Source organism: Rhodoferax sp. U2-2l, from assembly GCF_020594515.1.
In the GTDB taxonomy this organism is placed as follows: domain Bacteria; phylum Pseudomonadota; class Gammaproteobacteria; order Burkholderiales; family Burkholderiaceae_C; genus Rhodoferax.
This window is the reverse complement of sequence record NZ_JAJCTH010000005.1, coordinates 77,678-93,910: the sequence shown is the minus strand read 5'-3', so window position 1 is coordinate 93,910 and position 16,233 is coordinate 77,678. Positions and strand designations below refer to the sequence as shown.

General features: G+C 64.2%; 16 protein-coding genes. 11 read left to right on the top strand and 5 right to left on the bottom strand.

Annotated elements, in window-relative coordinates; translation table 11 throughout:
• Positions 1-45: 45 nt before the first annotated feature.
• The 8 genes from LHU53_RS06300 (at position 46) to LHU53_RS06265 (ending at position 9,740) form a co-directional block, all read left to right on the top strand.
• On the top strand, positions 46-1,152 hold the full coding sequence (locus LHU53_RS06300) for a dipeptide epimerase (RefSeq protein WP_227331371.1): 1,107 nt from the start codon (positions 46-48) through the stop codon (positions 1,150-1,152).
• Positions 1,145-2,167: a succinylglutamate desuccinylase/aspartoacylase family protein gene (locus LHU53_RS06295; protein WP_227331370.1), complete on the top strand. Its 1,023-nt coding sequence runs from the start codon at positions 1,145-1,147 to the stop codon at positions 2,165-2,167. The genes LHU53_RS06300 and LHU53_RS06295 overlap by 8 nt, the downstream gene beginning before the upstream one ends.
• A 116-nt stretch (positions 2,168-2,283) precedes the next feature.
• Positions 2,284-3,900 (top strand): ABC transporter substrate-binding protein, encoded by a 1,617-nt coding sequence (locus LHU53_RS06290; protein WP_227331369.1) that lies wholly within the window; start codon positions 2,284-2,286, stop codon positions 3,898-3,900.
• 46 nt (positions 3,901-3,946) lie between these two features.
• A complete protein-coding gene (locus LHU53_RS06285; RefSeq protein ID WP_227331368.1) occupies positions 3,947-4,963 on the top strand; it encodes an ABC transporter permease in 1,017 nt (338 codons plus the stop codon).
• Complete coding sequence (gene nikC, locus LHU53_RS06280; RefSeq protein WP_227331367.1) at positions 4,960-5,895, top strand: nickel transporter permease; 936 nt, start codon at positions 4,960-4,962, stop codon at positions 5,893-5,895. Before LHU53_RS06285 ends, nikC begins: the two co-directional genes overlap by 4 nt.
• A gap of 103 nt (positions 5,896-5,998) precedes the next feature.
• Positions 5,999-6,838, top strand: a complete 840-nt coding sequence (locus LHU53_RS06275; protein ID WP_227331366.1) for an ABC transporter ATP-binding protein — start codon at positions 5,999-6,001, stop codon at positions 6,836-6,838.
• Entirely contained in the window at positions 6,835-7,665 is an 831-nt protein-coding gene (locus tag LHU53_RS06270; RefSeq protein ID WP_370632231.1) for an ABC transporter ATP-binding protein, read from the top strand. Before LHU53_RS06275 ends, LHU53_RS06270 begins: the two co-directional genes overlap by 4 nt.
• 104 nt (positions 7,666-7,769) lie before the next feature.
• On the top strand, positions 7,770-9,740 hold the full coding sequence (locus tag LHU53_RS06265; protein ID WP_227331365.1) for a tyrosine-type recombinase/integrase: 1,971 nt from the start codon (positions 7,770-7,772) through the stop codon (positions 9,738-9,740).
• Positions 9,741-9,977: 237 nt separating this feature from the next.
• On the opposite strand, the gene LHU53_RS06260 is transcribed toward LHU53_RS06265, so the two are convergent.
• The gene (locus tag LHU53_RS06260) at positions 9,978-10,916 is read right to left on the bottom strand and encodes an AEC family transporter (RefSeq protein WP_227331364.1); all 939 of its coding nucleotides are present in this window, start codon (positions 10,914-10,916) and stop codon (positions 9,978-9,980) included.
• On the opposite strand from LHU53_RS06260, the gene xerD reads away from it, so the two are divergent.
• The gene (xerD, locus tag LHU53_RS06255) at positions 10,915-11,862 is read left to right on the top strand and encodes a site-specific tyrosine recombinase XerD (RefSeq protein ID WP_227331363.1); all 948 of its coding nucleotides are present in this window, start codon (positions 10,915-10,917) and stop codon (positions 11,860-11,862) included. The two genes, LHU53_RS06260 and xerD, sit on opposite strands and share 2 nt — an antisense overlap.
• Before the next feature lie 9 nt (positions 11,863-11,871).
• Here the strand turns inward: xerD and LHU53_RS06250 are convergent, their stop codons facing one another.
• Both LHU53_RS06250 and LHU53_RS06245 read right to left on the bottom strand, forming a co-directional pair.
• Positions 11,872-13,134 (bottom strand): EAL and HDOD domain-containing protein, encoded by a 1,263-nt coding sequence (locus LHU53_RS06250; RefSeq protein WP_227331362.1) that lies wholly within the window; start codon positions 13,132-13,134, stop codon positions 11,872-11,874.
• A 24-nt stretch (positions 13,135-13,158) separates the two neighbouring features.
• Positions 13,159-14,001, bottom strand: a complete 843-nt coding sequence (locus LHU53_RS06245; RefSeq protein WP_227331656.1) for a ferritin-like domain-containing protein — start codon at positions 13,999-14,001, stop codon at positions 13,159-13,161.
• A 79-nt stretch (positions 14,002-14,080) separates the two neighbouring features.
• Between LHU53_RS06245 and LHU53_RS06240 the strand changes: the two genes are divergently transcribed.
• Positions 14,081-14,605 (top strand): gamma carbonic anhydrase family protein, encoded by a 525-nt coding sequence (locus tag LHU53_RS06240; RefSeq protein ID WP_227331361.1) that lies wholly within the window; start codon positions 14,081-14,083, stop codon positions 14,603-14,605.
• Between the two features lie 17 nt (positions 14,606-14,622).
• Positions 14,623-15,609 (top strand): Hsp33 family molecular chaperone HslO, encoded by a 987-nt coding sequence (locus LHU53_RS06235; RefSeq protein WP_227331360.1) that lies wholly within the window; start codon positions 14,623-14,625, stop codon positions 15,607-15,609.
• Positions 15,610-15,612: 3 nt separating this feature from the next.
• On the opposite strand, the gene LHU53_RS06230 is transcribed toward LHU53_RS06235, so the two are convergent.
• Complete coding sequence (locus tag LHU53_RS06230) at positions 15,613-15,942, bottom strand: cell division protein ZapA (protein ID WP_227331359.1); 330 nt, start codon at positions 15,940-15,942, stop codon at positions 15,613-15,615.
• Complete coding sequence (locus LHU53_RS06225) at positions 15,939-16,196, bottom strand: DUF904 domain-containing protein (protein ID WP_227331358.1); 258 nt, start codon at positions 16,194-16,196, stop codon at positions 15,939-15,941. The genes LHU53_RS06230 and LHU53_RS06225 overlap by 4 nt, the downstream gene beginning before the upstream one ends.
• Positions 16,197-16,233 lie beyond the last annotated feature (37 nt).

Sequence of the window (16,233 nt, the reverse complement as noted above, 5' to 3'; positions counted from 1 at the left end):
ATGACCGCGCCACGCCTTCAAGTTGAATCAACCCGGAAACCCCCCATGCTGATCAAGCGCATCACCGTTGGTGAGATCAAGGTCCCGCTCAAGGTCCCGTTCAAAACCGCGGTGCGTAGCGTCAACGAGGTACACGATCTGGTCCTCACGATCGAAACCGACACCGGCCTGACCGGCTACGGCGAGGCGCCCGCCACCGCGGTCATCACCGGTGACCTGCTGGCCTCGATGCGCGCCGCGCTGGACCTGATCGCACCGCGTCTGCTGGGCAAACCCTTGCGGGACTTCAGCACGCTGCTGCGCACGCTGCACCACAGCGTGGTCAACCACAGCAGCCTCAAGGCGGCGCTGGAGATTGCCCTGTATGACCTGCGCGCGCAGGCGCTGGGTCTGCCGCTGTACCAGTTGCTGGGTGGCGGCGACCCGCAGATCAAGACCGACATCACCATCAGCGTCAACGATCTGGACGTGATGGTGGCCGACGCACGCATCGCTGTGGCGGCGGGTTTTGACTGTCTCAAGATCAAGGTGGGTGGCCACACCTGGCGTGACGATGTGGACAGCGTGCTGGCGATCGAGCGCGCTGTGGGTCCGCATGTGGCCCTGCGGCTGGATGCCAACCAGGGCTGGACACCCAAACACGCGGTGCAGGTGATCCAGGCCATCGAAAAAGCTGGCGTGGTGCTGGAGCTGGTCGAGCAGCCGGTGCCTGCCGACGACGTGGTCGGGCTCAAGTTTGTCACCGACCACACCTTGACGCCCATCCTGGCGGACGAGGCGGTGTTCTCGGCGCGGCAGGCGCTGCACATTCTGGCCACGGGCAGCGCCGATATCGTCAACATCAAACTCATGAAGACCGGCGGTATCAGCCAGGCCATCGAGGTGGCCAACCTGGCGCGCCTGCACCACAAGACCTGCATGATGGGTTGCATGTTGGAAACCGCCATCAGCGTCACGGCGGCGGCGCATTTTGCCGTGGCGTTTGAGGAGGTGGTGTCTTACATCGACCTGGACGGCCCGCAACTCTGCGCCGCCAGGGCGGTGCAGGGCGGTATGTTGATGGATGGCCCCTGGATCACGTTGCCCGATGCACCGGGTTTGGGCATTACCGCCGTGCATGGCTTGACGAATGTGAAGGTGTTTGATGTCTGATGCTGTGATTTCCCCACTGACCGCACTGCCGGTTTACCCCACCAGCCAGTTGCGCATTCACCGTTTGGTGGGCCTGGCGCCCGGCCCGCGCCTGATCGTCCTGGGTGCTGTGCATGGCAACGAGGTGGCGGGCAGCCGCGGCATCGAGCGGGTGCTGGCGGAGTTCGATGCGGGTGCGCTGCAGCTGGCGCGCGGCTCGGTCACCTTGGTGCCGGTGACCAATCCGCTGGCGTACCAGAAGGTGCAGCGCAATGGCGACCGCAACCTGAACCGCAACCTGCGCCCCACCGACACCCCGCAAGACTTTGAGGACACAGTAGCCAACGCCCTGTGTCCGCTGCTGGCCCAGCATGATGTGCTGCTGGATTTGCACACCTTCCAGGCCGCATCCGAGCCATTTGCCATGCTTGGGCCAGAGAACAACAGCGGCGATCTGGAGCCTTTTGCCCACGCTGCCGACGAGCAGGCGCTGGCGCTGCGCCTGGGCGTGCGGCGCATTGTGGAGGGTTGGCTGTCCACTTACGCCGTGGGGGTGCAGCAGCGCCTGGATCGCACACCCCTGCAAGACCGTGCCGGGCTGCTCAGCACCGACCCCAGCTACGGCGTGGGCACCACCGAATACATGCGCAGCCAGGGCGGCTACGCCATCACCCTGGAATGTGGCCAGCACAACGAGGCCGGAGCACCGGATGTGGCGTACCGCGCCATCCGCCATACGCTGGCACACCTGGGGCTGGTGGCTGAATCCCCACCGGCGCCTTGCCCGAATCCTGAATTCTTGCGACTGGCGCTGGTGGTGGACCGCTTCCACCCGGATGATGCGTTTGTCAAACCCTGGTCCAGCTTCGATCCCATTCGCGCGGGTGAGCAGGTGGCCACGCGGCACGACGGCACCCCGGTGCTGGCGGCGATGGACGGCTACATCGTCTTCCCCAACACCAACGCCACACCGGGCAACGAGTGGTTTTACCTGGCGCAGCCCAGCGCACGTCAACCGGGCTGTGATTCAGCATGAGCTGTCGCGGTTGGATGCGCTTTCCCGCAGGAACGGGTGGGGTCAGCGCTGTTACATAATCCCCGCTGGTCCGTTTGTTGCTTGTTTTGCCTACCTTCAACCTGAAAGTCTGACACATGAAACTTGCTCCCTCCCTGTTGACCCGCCGCCAGTTGGGCGTGGCCGCTGCCGCATCGGCCCTGGTACTGAGTCTGGGCACCGTGCCCGCTCTGGCCGCCACCCCGCCCGACACGCTGGTGGTGGCTTTCGCGTTTGACGACATGATCACGCTGGACCCGGGGGAGGCGTTCGAGATTTCCACAGGTGAATTCATCGGCAACACCTACAGCCAGTTGGTGCGCTACGACGTGGCCGACCCCTCCAAGCTGTATGGCGACCTGGCCAAAAGCTGGAAAGTGTCTGAAGACGGCAAGACCTACAGTTTTGAGCTCAAACCCAACCTGAAGTTTGCCTCCGGCAACCCGCTGAGCGCCGAAGACGTGGTGTGGTCGCTGCAGCGCGCGGTGCTGATGGACAAGGGCCCGGCCTTCATCCTGACGCAATTCGGCTTCACCAAAGACAACGTCAAGGACAAGATCAAACAGACCGGGCCCGGTACCCTGACGATTGAGACCGACAAGGCCTACGCCCCGACCTTCGTGCTGAACTGCCTGACGGCCAATGTGGCCGCCGTGCTGGACAAAAAACTGGTGTTGTCCAAGGAGGTCAATGGCGACATGGGTTCGGCCTGGATGAAGACCAATTACGCGGGATCGGGCGCGATGAAGCTGCGTGAATGGCGCCCCAACGAGGTGCTGGTGTTGGAGCGCAACGACAACTTCTACGCCGACAAGTCCAAGCCAGCCCGTGTGATCTACCGCCACATCAAGGAATCCGCCACCCAGCGCCTGCTGCTGGAAAAAGGCGACGCCGACATCGCCCGCAACCTGACGCCGCAAGACCTGGACGCCGTGGTCAAGACTCAGGGCATCAAGACCACGTCCACCCCCAAAGGCACGGTCTATTACATCAGCCTGAACCAGAAAAACCCGATCCTGGCCAAACCCGAAGTGCGCGAAGCCTTCAAATGGCTGGTGGACTATTCGGCCATTGGTGACACCATCATCAAGAACATTGGTGTGATTCACCAGAATTTCATGCCGGTGGGCCTGCTCGGTGCCAGCACCGTCAACCCCTACAAGCTGGATGTGGACAAAGCCAAGGCGCTGCTCAAGAAGGCCGGTTACCCCAACGGTTTCAAGGTCACCATCGACATGCGCACCGTGCAGCCGGTGCAGGGCATCACCGAAGCCTTCCAGCAGACCGCCAAACGCGCCGGCATTGACGTGGAGATCATCCCCGGTGACGGCAAACAGGTGCTGACCAAGTACCGCGCCCGCACCCACGACATGTACATCGGCCAGTGGGGCGCTGACTACTGGGACCCCAACACCAACACCGACTTCGTGCGCAACGCGGACAACTCGGACAACGCCAAGGTCAAGTCACTGGCCTGGCGCAATGCCTGGGACGCCCCGGCGCTTTACATGCAGGCCGACGCCGCCGTGCTGGAGCGTGACCCGGCCCGGCGCAAGGCCCTGTACGACAAAATGCAGGCCGAGTTCCGTGCCACCAGCCCCTTCATCATGCTGTACCAGCAGACCGAAGTGGCGGCTTACCGCAGCAACGTGAGCGGGTTCCGGATCGGCTCCACGTCCGACTCCACCTACCTGTACCGCGCCTCCAAGCGCTGATGGCGGACGCCCACGGCGCCACCTTCGGGTGGCGCTTTTTTTAGTCATGAAATTTTCCCGAGCCTTGGCGCGGTTTGCGCTGGCCATCGCACTGACCTACCTGGGTCTGCTGGCGGTGACCTTTTTTATTGGCCGTGTCATTCCGGTGGACCCAGTGCTGGCGGTGGTGGGTGACCACGCGCCCGAGCATGTGGTGGAGCGCGTGCGCGAGGAGATGGGCCTGAACAAGCCCCTGACGGAGCAGTTTGGCATTTACGTGTCCAAGGTGCTGCGCGGTGACTTTGGTTTGTCGGTGCTCACCTCCAACCCGGTGCTCGACGACATCAAGCGCACCTTTCCGGCCACCTTTGAGCTGGCCACGCTGGGCATTTTGATTGGCGCGGGTTTTGGCGTGCCACTGGGGGTGTGGGCTGCGGTGCGCCGCGGCGGTGTGGCTGACCAGGTGGTGCGGGTGATGGGGCTGGTGGGGTACTCGGTGCCGATCTTCTGGCTGGGCCTGATGGCGCTGGTGCTGTTTTACGCCAAGCTGGATTGGGTGGCCGGGCCGGGGCGCATTGATGTGACCTATGAATACCTGTTCACGCCCAGCACCGGCATCCTGCTGCTCGATACCGCCATGCAGGGCCAGTGGGAGGCATTTCGCAACGTGTTTTCGCACCTGATCCTGCCTGCCAGCCTGCTGGGTTATTTTTCGCTGGCCTACATCAGCCGCATGACACGCTCGTTCATGCTCAATGAACTGAGCCAGGAATACGTGGTGGCGGCGCGGGCCAAAGGCATTTCCGAGGCGCGCATCATCTGGCGCCACGCCTTGCGCAACGCTCTGGTGCCGCTGGTGACGGTGATCACCTTGTCATATGCCGGGCTGCTGGAAGGCTCGGTGCTGACCGAGACGGTGTTTGCCTGGCCGGGCCTGGGCCTGTACATCACCAATTCATTACAAAACGCCGACATGAACGCGGTGCTGGGCGGCACCATTGTGGTGGGCTCGGTGTTCATCGGGCTGAATTTGTTGTCCGACCTGCTGTACCGCACGCTGGACCCGAGGACACGCGCACGATGAGCCAAAAACCTGTGATGACCGTGCTTGAGGCCGGTGGCCTGCACGCCTGGCTGATGTGTGATCGGCCCGCGTCCCGCAAACAAGCTGCTTTGGGCCGTGCTTATGGCGCCTGGCGCACCTTTGCCCGCAATCGGCTGGCCATGGTGGGCTTGAGCATTGTGGTGACGCTGGTGCTGGTGGCGGTGTTTGCCAACCAGTTGGCGCCGTTTCACCCGCTGGAGGGTGATTTGCGCACCACGCGGCTGTTGCCGCCGTCCTCGGTCAACTGGTTCGGCACCGACGACCAGGGGCGCGACATCCTCTCCCGGCTGATCCATGGTTCACGCATCACGCTGTTTGTGGTCGGGCTGGTGGCGGTGCTGGCGGCACCCATTGGGCTGCTGGTGGGCACCGTGGCCGGTTATGCCGGTGGCTGGGTGGATGCGCTGCTGATGCGCATCACCGACATTTTTCTGGCCTTTCCGCGGCTGATCCTGGCGCTGGCGTTTGTGGCGGCACTCGGGCCGGGGATCGAGAACGCGGTGATTGCGATTGCCGTCACCTCCTGGCCCGCTTACGCACGGCTGGCACGGGCCGAGACGCTGACCATCCGCCAGACCGATTACATTGCCGCCGTCCAATTGATTGGCGCCTCACCCTGGCGGATTGTGTTTCGGCACATCATGCCGCTGTGTGTGTCGTCGGTGATTGTGCGGGTCACGCTGGACATGGCCGGCATCATCCTCACCGCAGCCGGCCTGGGTTTTCTGGGCCTGGGCGCGCAGCCACCCAGCCCGGAGTGGGGCGCGATGATTGCCAACGGCCGCCAGTATGTGCTGGACCAGTGGTGGGTGGCCGCGGCGCCCGGTGCGGCCATTTTCTTGATCAGCCTGGCGTTTAACCTGCTGGGCGATGGCCTGCGCGACGCGCTGGACCCGAAAGGTGTCAAATGAGCTCACCCCCATGTTGCTCACTTCGTGTAGCGCCCACCCCCTTGCAGGGGGCGACACCCCTGGCCCGGCAAAGCCGGTTCCACGGTGTCCCTGAAAGGGCAACATGAGTGATGCCTTGCTTGAGGTTGATGACCTGCGGGTGGCCTTCCCGAGCCGTGATGGCGGCTGGGTGGAGGCGGTGCGCGGGGTGTCGTTCACACTCGGGCGCGAGCGTCTGGGCATCGTGGGTGAATCGGGCTCGGGCAAGTCACAGACCGGCCGGGCCATTCTGGGCCTGACCGCGCCCGAGGGTCGGGTCAGCGCCAAGCGGCTGGCGTTCAACGGCGTGGACTTGTTGCACTGCTCGGCCAAACAGCGGCGCGAGTTGCGCGGCGGGCGCATTGCCATGGTGTTGCAAGACCCCAAGTTTTCACTCAACCCGGTGATGACGATTGGCAAACAGATCATGGAAACCCTGCTGGCGCACACCCGTGTGTCCCAGGCCGAAGCCCGCACCCAGGCGCTGGCCGCGCTGGCCTCGGTGCAGATCGACGACCCCGAGCGGGTCTTCAAGCTGTACCCGCATGAGGTCTCGGGTGGCATGGGTCAGCGCGCCATGATCGCCATGATGTTGATCGCCAAGCCGGATGTGTTGATCGCCGACGAACCCACCTCCGCGCTGGATGTGACGGTGCAGCTGCAGGTGCTCTCCATCCTGGACACCTTGGTGGTGCAACGTGGCATGGGGCTGATTTTTGTCTCGCACGACCTGCGGCTGGTGTCTACCTTTTGTGACCGTATCCTGGTGATGTACGCGGGCAAGGTGGTCGAAGAATTGCCCTCGGGCAACCTGGCGCATGCCCGGCACCCCTACACCCAAGGGCTGCTGCACTGCCTGCCCCGGCTGGGTGAAGACCGGCACCCGCTGCCCACGCTCAACCGCCAGCCGGAGTGGGCCTTATGAATACCGCCACCTTGACCAGCCCACCGACGCGGCCACACGCAGGCCAGGCCATGGGCCTGCAGGTGCAGCACCTGCGGGTGCAGTTTGGCGACTTTGTGGCGGTGGCCGACACCTCGTTCACGGTACAACCGGGTGAGAGTTTTGGCATGGTGGGTGAGTCGGGCTCGGGCAAATCCACGGTGCTGCGCGCCATTTGCGGCCTGGCGCCCAAAACCGGTGCCGTACAACTGCTGGGCCAGAACGGCGCGCCAGACCCTGCGCTGCCCGCGCCCGGCAGCAAACCCTTCAGGCGGCTGGTGCAGATGGTGTTTCAGGACCCCTATGGCTCGCTGCACCCGCGCCACACGGTGGACAAAATCCTGGCCGAACCCTTGGCCATCCATGGCCTGGGCAACGAGCAGGCGCGCATTGAGCAGGCGCTGGACGAGGTGGGGCTGGGCAGCGGCTTTCGTTTCCGTTACCCGCACCAGCTTTCGGGCGGGCAGCGCCAGCGCATCGCCGTGGCCCGGGCGCTGATCCTGGAGCCGCAGATTCTGCTGCTCGATGAGCCGACCTCGGCGCTCGATGCCTCGGTGCAGGCCGAGGTGCTGAACCTGCTGGAAGACCTGCGCCGCCAGCGTGGCCTGACCTTCATCATGGTCAGCCACGACCTGGCGGTGGTCACCCACCTGTGTGAACGCCTGATGGTGATGCAGCGCGGCCAAACCGTGGAGCTGCTCAGCGCAGACGATCTGGCCGCCAGCCGGGTCAAAGACCCGTACACCCACAAGCTGATGCAAGCCTCGGGCGGTTTCCAGCGGGCCAAGGCATCCCACCAAGCTGCATGACACGTTGGCGCCCTTGACGGCAGCCGCCTCGGCGCACAAACCCGCCGATTTTTAAGTCAGGGACTTGGACTCGGCAATACGTGCGGACCCTGGCTTTTGCATGGATGCGCCTGTCCGATAAGCTGTACCTGCCGGGCTCAGGTGGGCCCACGCTGCATGCCGGAGTCAACATGCCCAACACCTCGACCGCTTCGGCCTATGCCTACCCGCAGGCGACAGACCCCCTGCACCGCGCGATGCCGCTGCGCATCAAGGTCTTTTGTGGGGTGTGGCTGCTCAGTCTGGCACTGGGTATGGGCATCAATTTTTCCCGCCCTGCCGTTTACCAGGCCACAGCGCGTGTGCAGATCGCGCCACCTGACAAGGTGCTCACCGCCATCCCCCTGGCGCAGACCCTTTTCGACGATGCCAATCAGCTTGTGTTGACCGAAATCGAAATCCTCACCAGCCGTCCACTGCTCGACCAGGTGGCCGAGCGCTTGCGCACACAGGGGCTGCTCAGAAGCGAAACCGGCAACCCGGTGCAATCGCTGCAAAACATGCTCCAGGTCACCCGGGTGGACGACGCGCTGGTGGTGAAATTGCAGGCACAAGGCCCGCAGAAGGATCTGCTGGCGCCGCTGATCAACACCCTGCTGGAGGTGTACCGGGCGCAACGGGTAGCGGCAGGTGACGCCAGTTCACACACCCAATTGGCAGCCGCGCAGGTTGAACTGCAAATCATCGAGGCCAAAGTCGCTGAAAAACAGCGCGCCCTGGACGAGGTGCATTGGCGCGCCAACATCCCCCCGGGCGAGCGTGACGAGAGCCAGGCCTTGGTTCAACGCCAGGAACTGGCCAGCGCCCTGGCCCAGGCGGCCGAACTGGAAGCCTCGGCGGTCAGCAGAATTCACGCGCTTGAGCAAGCCATCAGCCCAAGCAAAAGTGCGCCCCAAGTCAAAGACCACCCCTTGTTGGCGAATTTGGCGCAACAACAGGCGCCTGAGCATCTGACGGCCCAACACCTGGCCCTGGCCGAGGCGCGCCAGGCGCTGGTCAGCGCACGCGCCACCGCAAACCGCCTGCAACAACGGATGATGGAGGGCAAACTCGAGGTGGCCAAGGCCAGCCGTGATCTGGGCGAGCTGCAAGGCCTGCAAGACGACCTGAAGCGTCTGACCGCAGTGCGCAACATCGCGGCTGACAAACTGCTCATGCTGCAAGCCACGGACACCACGCGCACGCCGCAGCTCACCATTCTGGAGCCGGCCGTCACGCCTGATGCGCCTTTCATGCCGCTGTACTGGCGCGATGCGGGCGTGGTGGTGGTGGCTTCGATGGTGTTGGGTTTTTTGGCGGTGTGGTTTGTCGAGTTTTTCAATCGCCAAGAGACGGTGCCAGAGCGGCCTGAGCACCTGGTTCATCCGACACCCTGGACGGTGTCTACCCCCGCCGAGGCCCGGCGCCACACCCAGGACGTGTCGGTTGGCCCCGTGAGCCACCGTCCGCCACCGCTTCGCGCGGCCTTACATGGGCCGGTTGGCTCGCTGGCGCGTGAGCTGGATGCCGATGAAGTTCACCAATTGCTGCACGCGGCTGCGCCAAAAAACCGACCGCTGTTGGCCTGCCTGCTGTGTGGCTTGTGTGTTGACGAGGTGGTGCGCCTGCAATGGCAACACCTGGACACCCGCCGCCTCTTACTCCAGGTGCCCGGCCAGGCGAGCCGCGCGTTGCCCCTGAGCCGGCCGCTGCGCGCCTTGGCTGATGCGGCGGAGAAGGGCGTGGTTGCTGCCGCGCCGTCCGACCTGCTGTTCACCGAGGGCGCTGGCAAGCCGCTGGGCGCCACGGGCGTGCAGGCCATCGTGCTCATCAGTGCGTTGGATGCCGACCTGTCAGACCCTGAAACCGTCACCCCGGAGGCCTTGCGGCACACTTACATGGCTTTTTTGGTGCGCCAGGGTGTGCGCTTGAGCGAACTCGGGGCCCTGGTGGGGGGCGTGAGCACCGACATGCTCAAGGCCCTGACGACGCTCGCGCAAACCGCGCCACGTGGGGGTCGGTCCGAGCTGCAAACCTTGTTGCCAGCCCTGCGTTAGCCGCCGATTGGAGGTGATGCTGAGTAGGCGGCGAATTCCGAAGGGTCGTCAACAACGAGGATGGTTGCCATGGGTTCGCTTGTCCTGCATGCGCCAACGGTGGCCGCCGGGTTGTTTGGCGTGTCGGTCGGGCACGGTTCAGCTCTGGGGTGAAAGCGGGCCTGCGCAGGCTTGAACCACGCGCCGTGAGCAGCGAACCGGGCGCAGGCACCACGGTCACGCTGGTGTTTGAGTCGTTCAGCCCGCTGCCGAGCGCAACATCCCCAGCGCCAGCGGCAGGCTGAGCATGCCCAGCAGGGTGGACACGGTGACCAGCGCCGCCACATAAGGCCCGTCGTACCCCATGCGCGCGGCCAGCACGTAACAGCTGGACGCAGTCGGCAAGGCCGCGAACATGAGCAGGATGGTGGTCTGCACCGGGTTCAGACCAAATGCCTGGGTGAGCGCCAGCGCCAGCAGCGGCATCAGCAGGTGTTTGATGGCCAGCAGCGCCACCCCCAGCAACTTGGCGTGGTTGAGTGCGCCCAGCTGCAGGCCGGCTCCGGCGGCCATCAACCCCAGCGTGAGCGAGGCGCCGCCAATGCGGCTGACGCTGGGCTCCAGCCAGAGCGGGAGGCTCAGGCCCGCCAGGTTGGCGGCCAGCCCAGCGGCGGTGCCGATGATCAGCGGGTTGCGCACCAGTTCACGCGCAAAACCTTTCTGCCCGTGGCGCGCCATCGGCCACACCGCGCCAATGTTCATCAGCGGCACACTCACCCCGATCAGCAGCGCCAGTACCGCCACCCCTTGCGGGCCTGCCAGCTTGTCGGCCACGGCCAGGCCGATGAAGGAGTTGAACCGGAACGCGACCTGGGCGCTGCCTGCATGCTGGCGCGGCGCAAAGTGGCCCTTCAAGCCCGGCCAGTACGGCACCGAATACGCCAGCGCAATGCCGCCCAGCCCCAGCGCCCAACCGGCACCCACCAGATGGCTGGCCGCGCTGATGTCCAGCGGGCTCTTGATGATGGCGTAAAACAGCAGCACCGGGAAGAACAAAAAGTACACCAGCTGCTCCACCTGCGTCCACACCGGGCGGTTCAGGGGCGTGAAGCGGCAGATCAGGTAGCCGATCAGGATCAGCGAAAAATCGGGGAAAAGCAGTTGGGCAAAGTTCACCCGGCGAGAATAGCAGGCCATGTCTGCCACCCCAACGCCCCGCACACGCCTGAACCAACCCGACCAGCCGCCGCCTGACCCGCTGATCGACAGCTTCATCGACGCTCTGTGGCTGGAAGACGGCCTGTCCAAAAACACGCTGGCCGCCTACCGCCGCGACCTGACGCTGTTTGGCCACTGGCTGGCCCAGCAACAGCGCCAGCTGCTGCAGGTGACGCAAGACGATATCAACGGCTACTTTGCTGCCCGGCACGCACAAACCCAAGCCACCACCGCCAACCGGCGGCTGACCGTGTTCAAGCGATTTTTTCACTGGGCGCTGCGCGAAAAACACATCCAGGTGGACCCGACGCTCCGAATCCTGTCGGCCAAACAGCGCCTGCGCGTGCCCAAGACCCTGACCGAGTCTCAGGTCGAAGCCTTGCTGGCAGCGCCCGATGTCAGCCACGCCCAGGGCGTGCGCGACCGCACCATGCTGGAGCTGATGTACGCCAGCGGCTTGCGGGTGAGCGAGCTGGTGACCTTGCGGGTTTTCAACATCAGCCTGAACGACAACGTGCTGCGTGTTTTTGGCAAGGGCGACAAGGAGCGCCTGGTGCCGTTTGGCGAGGTGGCTGCCCTGTGGCTCACGCGTTACCTGGCGCAGCCACGCGCCGAGTTGCTGGCCGGGCACGCCAGCGATGACCTGTTTGTCACGCACAAAGGCCCCACACCGGGCACCGCCATGAGCCGGGTGATGTTCTGGCTGCTGGTCAAAAAATACGCGCTGCAAGCGGGCATCACCGCGCCGATGTCACCGCACACGCTGCGCCACGCGTTTGCCACCCATTTGCTCAACCACGGCGCCGATTTGCGCTCGGTGCAGATGCTGCTGGGCCACGCCGACATTTCCACCACCACCATCTACACCCACGTGGCGCGTGAGCGGCTCAAGGTGTTGCACGCCGCGCACCACCCGCGCGGTTGAGTCGGCAGGTCAGCTGGTGATGTTTTCGGCCCAGAACAGGGCTTGCAAATGGGCCATGTTGACCTGATCCCCGGTGAGCTGCAGCGCGTTGGCGTTGTCGGCAAATAGCTTGTCGTCGGCGTTCTCGCAGGCCAGGGTGAGTTGCAGAAACGGTGCCAGGATGCCCTTGTTGTGCAGCAAGGCGTCGGTGACGGACTGCGGCAGCGAGATGGCCTCCAGCGCGTCTTTCAAGGGCATGCCCAGCATGGTGTCGAGCAGCGAGAAGATGCCCACCACAAACGCGTTGTCGCATTCGTCGGTGGACAGCAACTCGGCCGCCAGCAGCTCCATGAGCCGCCCGCGCACCACGGCGGCATGGCCGACGGCGGGCGAGACACCGGCGGCACCCGAGGTGGTCATCAGCAGCGCCGCCCAGCGAAACAGCTTTTTCAAGCCCAGCAACATCACCGCGTGACGAAACGAGGTGACCTCGCAGCTCAGGCCAAACCCCGCCGAATTGATGAACCGCAACAGGTTGAACGACAGCGTCGGGTCGTGTTTGAAGACTTCTTCGATCTCGGTCGTGCTGGCCTGCTTGCGCACGAGGTTGATCAGTTGAATGACAGCCGCCTGGGCCGGGCGGATGGTCTGGCCCTTGACCAGCACCGGGCGCGCAAACCAGTAACCTTGAAACAGCTTGGCGCCGGCCTTCAGGGCTTCGTCGAACTGCTGCTGGGTCTCGATCTTTTCGACCACCAGTTGAATGGCAGGTTGTTTGGCCAGGTCTCTGGCGATGGTCACCAGCCGACTCATGGGCACCAGGGACACATCCACCTTGACAAACGAGGCCAGCACCAGCCAGTTGGCGTAGGCGGGTTCCATCACCGAGTGGTCAAAAGCCAGCCTGAAGCCGCGCTTGTGCAGGCCAATCATGGTCTGGATGAAGGTCTCGATGTCCTCAGGGTCGGACTGATCGGCCGGCATGGGCGGCACTTCCAGCACCACCCGGTCAGGCTCGATCAGTTCCAGATGGCCGCCCGACAGCGTCTGGTGGGTGCAGTTGATAAAGATGGATTTGCTGGTGTTGCGCATCTCGCTGTCGGCGTTGGACAGCAGGTTGAACAGCAGCGCGGCGTCGCTGGCCGCCGTGTAGTTCGGGTTGTCCAGCGAACGGTCAAACAGTTCGTAGCCGTAAACAACGCGCTTGGCATCCAGAATGGGTTGTCGGGCAATGGCCATGGTGGCGCTCGATGAGGGGGTGTTGAGATCAGGTCTGGCGAGGGGGTTTGACATAAAGCCTTCAAAAAATGGATGCGCTCAGGCCGCCTGAGGTGTACCACACAGCGCGGCCAGCTCGGTATCGCTGAAACCGGCGGCGCGACGGGCGCTCAGGTTGAAGGGGCCTTTGGGCACCGGCGCGGCGTGTTGGTGCGCCAGTTCAGCGTAGGTGGACACCGGATCCAGGCCACGCTGTTGGCACAGGCTGGCATACCAGCGGTTGCCGGTGGCGACATGGCCAATCTCGTCGCGCAGGATGATGTCGAGGATGGCTGCGCCGGATTTGTCGCCAATGGATACCAGCTTGGTGCGGATGGCCGGGGTGGCGTCCAGCCCGCGTGCCTCCAGCGTGCGCGGCACCAGCGCCAGGCGGGCCAGCAGGTCGTGCCGGGTACGCTCGGCCATCTCCCACAGCCCGTCGTGGGCCGGAAAGTCGCCATAGGCAAAGCCGAGGGACTGCAGATGCGCCTGCAGCAGCTCGAAATGCAGCGCTTCCTCCACCGCCACTTGCCACCAGTCGCGGTAAAACGCCTGCGGCATATCGGCAAAGCGCCAGACGATGTCCAGCGCCAGGTTGATGGCGTTGGCCTCGATGTGGGTCAACGCATGGATCAGGCTGGCGTGGCCCTCAGCGGTACCGACCGCGCGGTGTTTCAAGGCGCCGGGCTGCACTAGTTGGGGTAGCTCTGGCCGGCCCGGCACACCCTCTGGCTGGGTCAGGCAGGCTGGCGCATCCACCGCACATCGGGCGGCATCCAGCGCCCTGACGGCGCTGGCTTTGTGGTGCGTGTCGGGCAGCAAAAGCAGGCGCAAGGCCTCCTGGCGCAGCGACTTGGCTGCTGGGCTGCCAACGGACCGCGTCGCATCAGCCAAGGCCGGCATGGGTGTTTCAGGGGGGGGCAAGGTCATGGTGGGCGGCTCAATCCTACAATTCTAGGTAACTTGGCAACGAAAGAACCTCATGGCGATATACGAAGTGGATGGCCTGTTCCCCACGGTGGCTGACTCAGCCTGGGTGGCCGACAGCGCGCAGTTGATGGGTGATGTGGTGCTGGGCGAGCAGGCCAGTCTGTGGTTTGGCGTGGTGGCGCGGGGCGACACGGCCCCCATTCGCATCGGTGCGCGCACCAACATCCAGGACTTGAGTGTGCTGCACGCCGATGTGGGCCTGCCCCTGACCATTGGCACCGGTGTCACCGTGGGTCACAAAGCCATGTTGCACGGCTGCACGGTGGGTGATGACAGCCTGATCGGCATTGGTGCGGTGGTGCTCAACGGCGCCAAGATTGGCAAAGGCTGCCTGGTGGGCGCCGGTGCGCTGGTGACCGAGGGCAAAGAATTCCCCGATGGGTCGATGATCATTGGCAGCCCGGCCAAGGTGGTGCGCAGCCTTACGCCCGAACAATTACAAGGCCTGCGCCAAAGCGCCGATCACTATGTGGCCAACGCGCAGCGCTTCAAAGCCACGCTGCACAAAATTGCCTGAACAACGGAGAACCCGACTTGTCTGAAATCCACAAATTTTTATTCGAAGGCCTGCCGGTGCGCGGTGTGCTGGTGCGCCTGACCGATGCCTGGCGCGAAATTCTCAGCCGCCGTGCCAACAACACCACCCACGGAGCCTACCCGGTGCCGTTGCAGAACCTGTTGGGTGAAATGACCGCCGCGGCGGTGCTGATGCAGTCCAACATCAAGTTTGACGGGGCGTTGGTGCTGCAGATTTTTGGTGATGGCCCGGTCAAACTGGCGGTGGTGGAGGTGCAGCCTGACTTTGGCCTGCGCGCCACCGCCACCCTGAATGGCACGCTCGATGAGGCCGCCAGCCTGAGCCAGATGGTGAATGTGGACAACGTGGGCCGTTGCGCCATCACCCTGGACCCGCAAAACCGCCAACCCGGCCAGCAGCCCTACCAGGGCGTGGTGCCGCTGTTTGGCGACAACCACGAGAAGCTGGAAAAGTTCAGCGACGTGCTGCAGCACTACATGCTGCAAAGTGAGCAGCTCGATACCACGCTGGTGCTGGCCGCCGACGACCAGGTGGCCGCCGGTTTGCTGATCCAGCGCTTGCCGATGCAAGGCGTTGGCAATCTGGCGGGCAGCGCGCCCCGGGCCCATGAAGATGACATCGGGCTCAACGAAGACTACAAACGCATCGCCCTGCTGGCCGCCACCCTCAAGCGCGAGGAACTGCTGACGCTGGATGCCAGCACCATCCTGCATCGCTTGTTCTGGGACGAAAGCGTGGTGCGGTTCGATCCTCTGCAAGGTGAGCAGGGCCCGCACTTTGCATGCACCTGCAGCCGCGAACGTGTCAGCCGCATGCTGCTGAGCCTGGGCGCGCAAGAAGCTGAAAGCATCTTGCAGGAACGCCCGGACATTGAGGTAGGTTGTGATTTTTGTGGCCAGCAATACCGCTTTGACGCGGTGGACGCGGCGCTGATCTTTCGCCAGCCCGACCAGTTGCCGCCCGCCACCGGGGCCGTGCACTGACGGCTAAAGCAGCCGGTCGTCCCGGTTCAGGGCGTCGTCCAGACGGGCCAGCAGGGCGCCCAATTTTTCAGACGACTCGTGTGGCGCGCTGGGTGCAGGCGCCGGTGCAGCGCTGGCCGGTGCGGGGCGTGCGCCCTGATCGGCCAGGTCAAACGCCAGGTTCAGCGCCGCCAGCACCGCGATGCGGTCACGGGCGCGCACCTTGCCGCCGTCACGAATTTTGCACATGGCGGTGTCGACCCGCTCCACCGCGTCCAGCAGCCGCGCGTCACCACCGTCCGGGCAGCCCAGCAGGTAGCTCTGGCCCATGATCTGCACTTCAAGCTGCTTCATGCCTCACCCCTTGATGCCGCCGTCTTGAAAGCCGGTTTGACCGTGCTGGTGCCGGGCTCGCCGGGCAGGCGCTCCAGCAGCGCATCAACACGCGCGCGCGCCGCGCCCAGGCGCGACTTGAGCGAATCGCGCTCCTGCGTGAGGGTGTCAATTTGCTGGTTGAGCAGGGTGTTGGTGCGCATGAGTTCTTCATAACGCACCAGGAGACGTTCAACACGTTCGGTGATTTGGTCGATTTGGGACGGGTCCGGCATAGTCGGGCATTGTAGGGTTTGGCGGCCTTGAACTGCT

Bases quoted from the DNA above. Each gene is read 5' to 3' on its own strand.
- LHU53_RS06300 (WP_227331371.1), top strand. From the start codon at position 46: ATGCTGATCAAGCGCATCACCGTTGGTGAGATCAAGGTCCCGCTCAAG.
- LHU53_RS06295 (WP_227331370.1), top strand. From the start codon at position 1,145: ATGTCTGATGCTGTGATTTCCCCACTGACCGCACTGCCGGTTTACCCC.
- LHU53_RS06290 (WP_227331369.1), top strand. From the start codon at position 2,284: ATGAAACTTGCTCCCTCCCTGTTGACCCGCCGCCAGTTGGGCGTGGCC.
- LHU53_RS06285 (WP_227331368.1), top strand. From the start codon at position 3,947: ATGAAATTTTCCCGAGCCTTGGCGCGGTTTGCGCTGGCCATCGCACTG.
- nikC (WP_227331367.1), top strand. From the start codon at position 4,960: ATGAGCCAAAAACCTGTGATGACCGTGCTTGAGGCCGGTGGCCTGCAC.
- LHU53_RS06275 (WP_227331366.1), top strand. From the start codon at position 5,999: ATGAGTGATGCCTTGCTTGAGGTTGATGACCTGCGGGTGGCCTTCCCG.
- LHU53_RS06270 (WP_370632231.1), top strand. From the start codon at position 6,835: ATGAATACCGCCACCTTGACCAGCCCACCGACGCGGCCACACGCAGGC.
- LHU53_RS06265 (WP_227331365.1), top strand. From the start codon at position 7,770: ATGCGCCTGTCCGATAAGCTGTACCTGCCGGGCTCAGGTGGGCCCACG.
- xerD (WP_227331363.1), top strand. From the start codon at position 10,915: ATGTCTGCCACCCCAACGCCCCGCACACGCCTGAACCAACCCGACCAG.
- LHU53_RS06260 (WP_227331364.1), bottom strand. From the start codon at position 10,916: ATGGCCTGCTATTCTCGCCGGGTGAACTTTGCCCAACTGCTTTTCCCC.
- LHU53_RS06250 (WP_227331362.1), bottom strand. From the start codon at position 13,134: ATGTCAAACCCCCTCGCCAGACCTGATCTCAACACCCCCTCATCGAGC.
- LHU53_RS06245 (WP_227331656.1), bottom strand. From the start codon at position 14,001: ATGCCGGCCTTGGCTGATGCGACGCGGTCCGTTGGCAGCCCAGCAGCC.
- LHU53_RS06240 (WP_227331361.1), top strand. From the start codon at position 14,081: ATGGCGATATACGAAGTGGATGGCCTGTTCCCCACGGTGGCTGACTCA.
- LHU53_RS06230 (WP_227331359.1), bottom strand. From the start codon at position 15,942: ATGAAGCAGCTTGAAGTGCAGATCATGGGCCAGAGCTACCTGCTGGGC.
- LHU53_RS06225 (WP_227331358.1), bottom strand. From the start codon at position 16,196: ATGCCGGACCCGTCCCAAATCGACCAAATCACCGAACGTGTTGAACGT.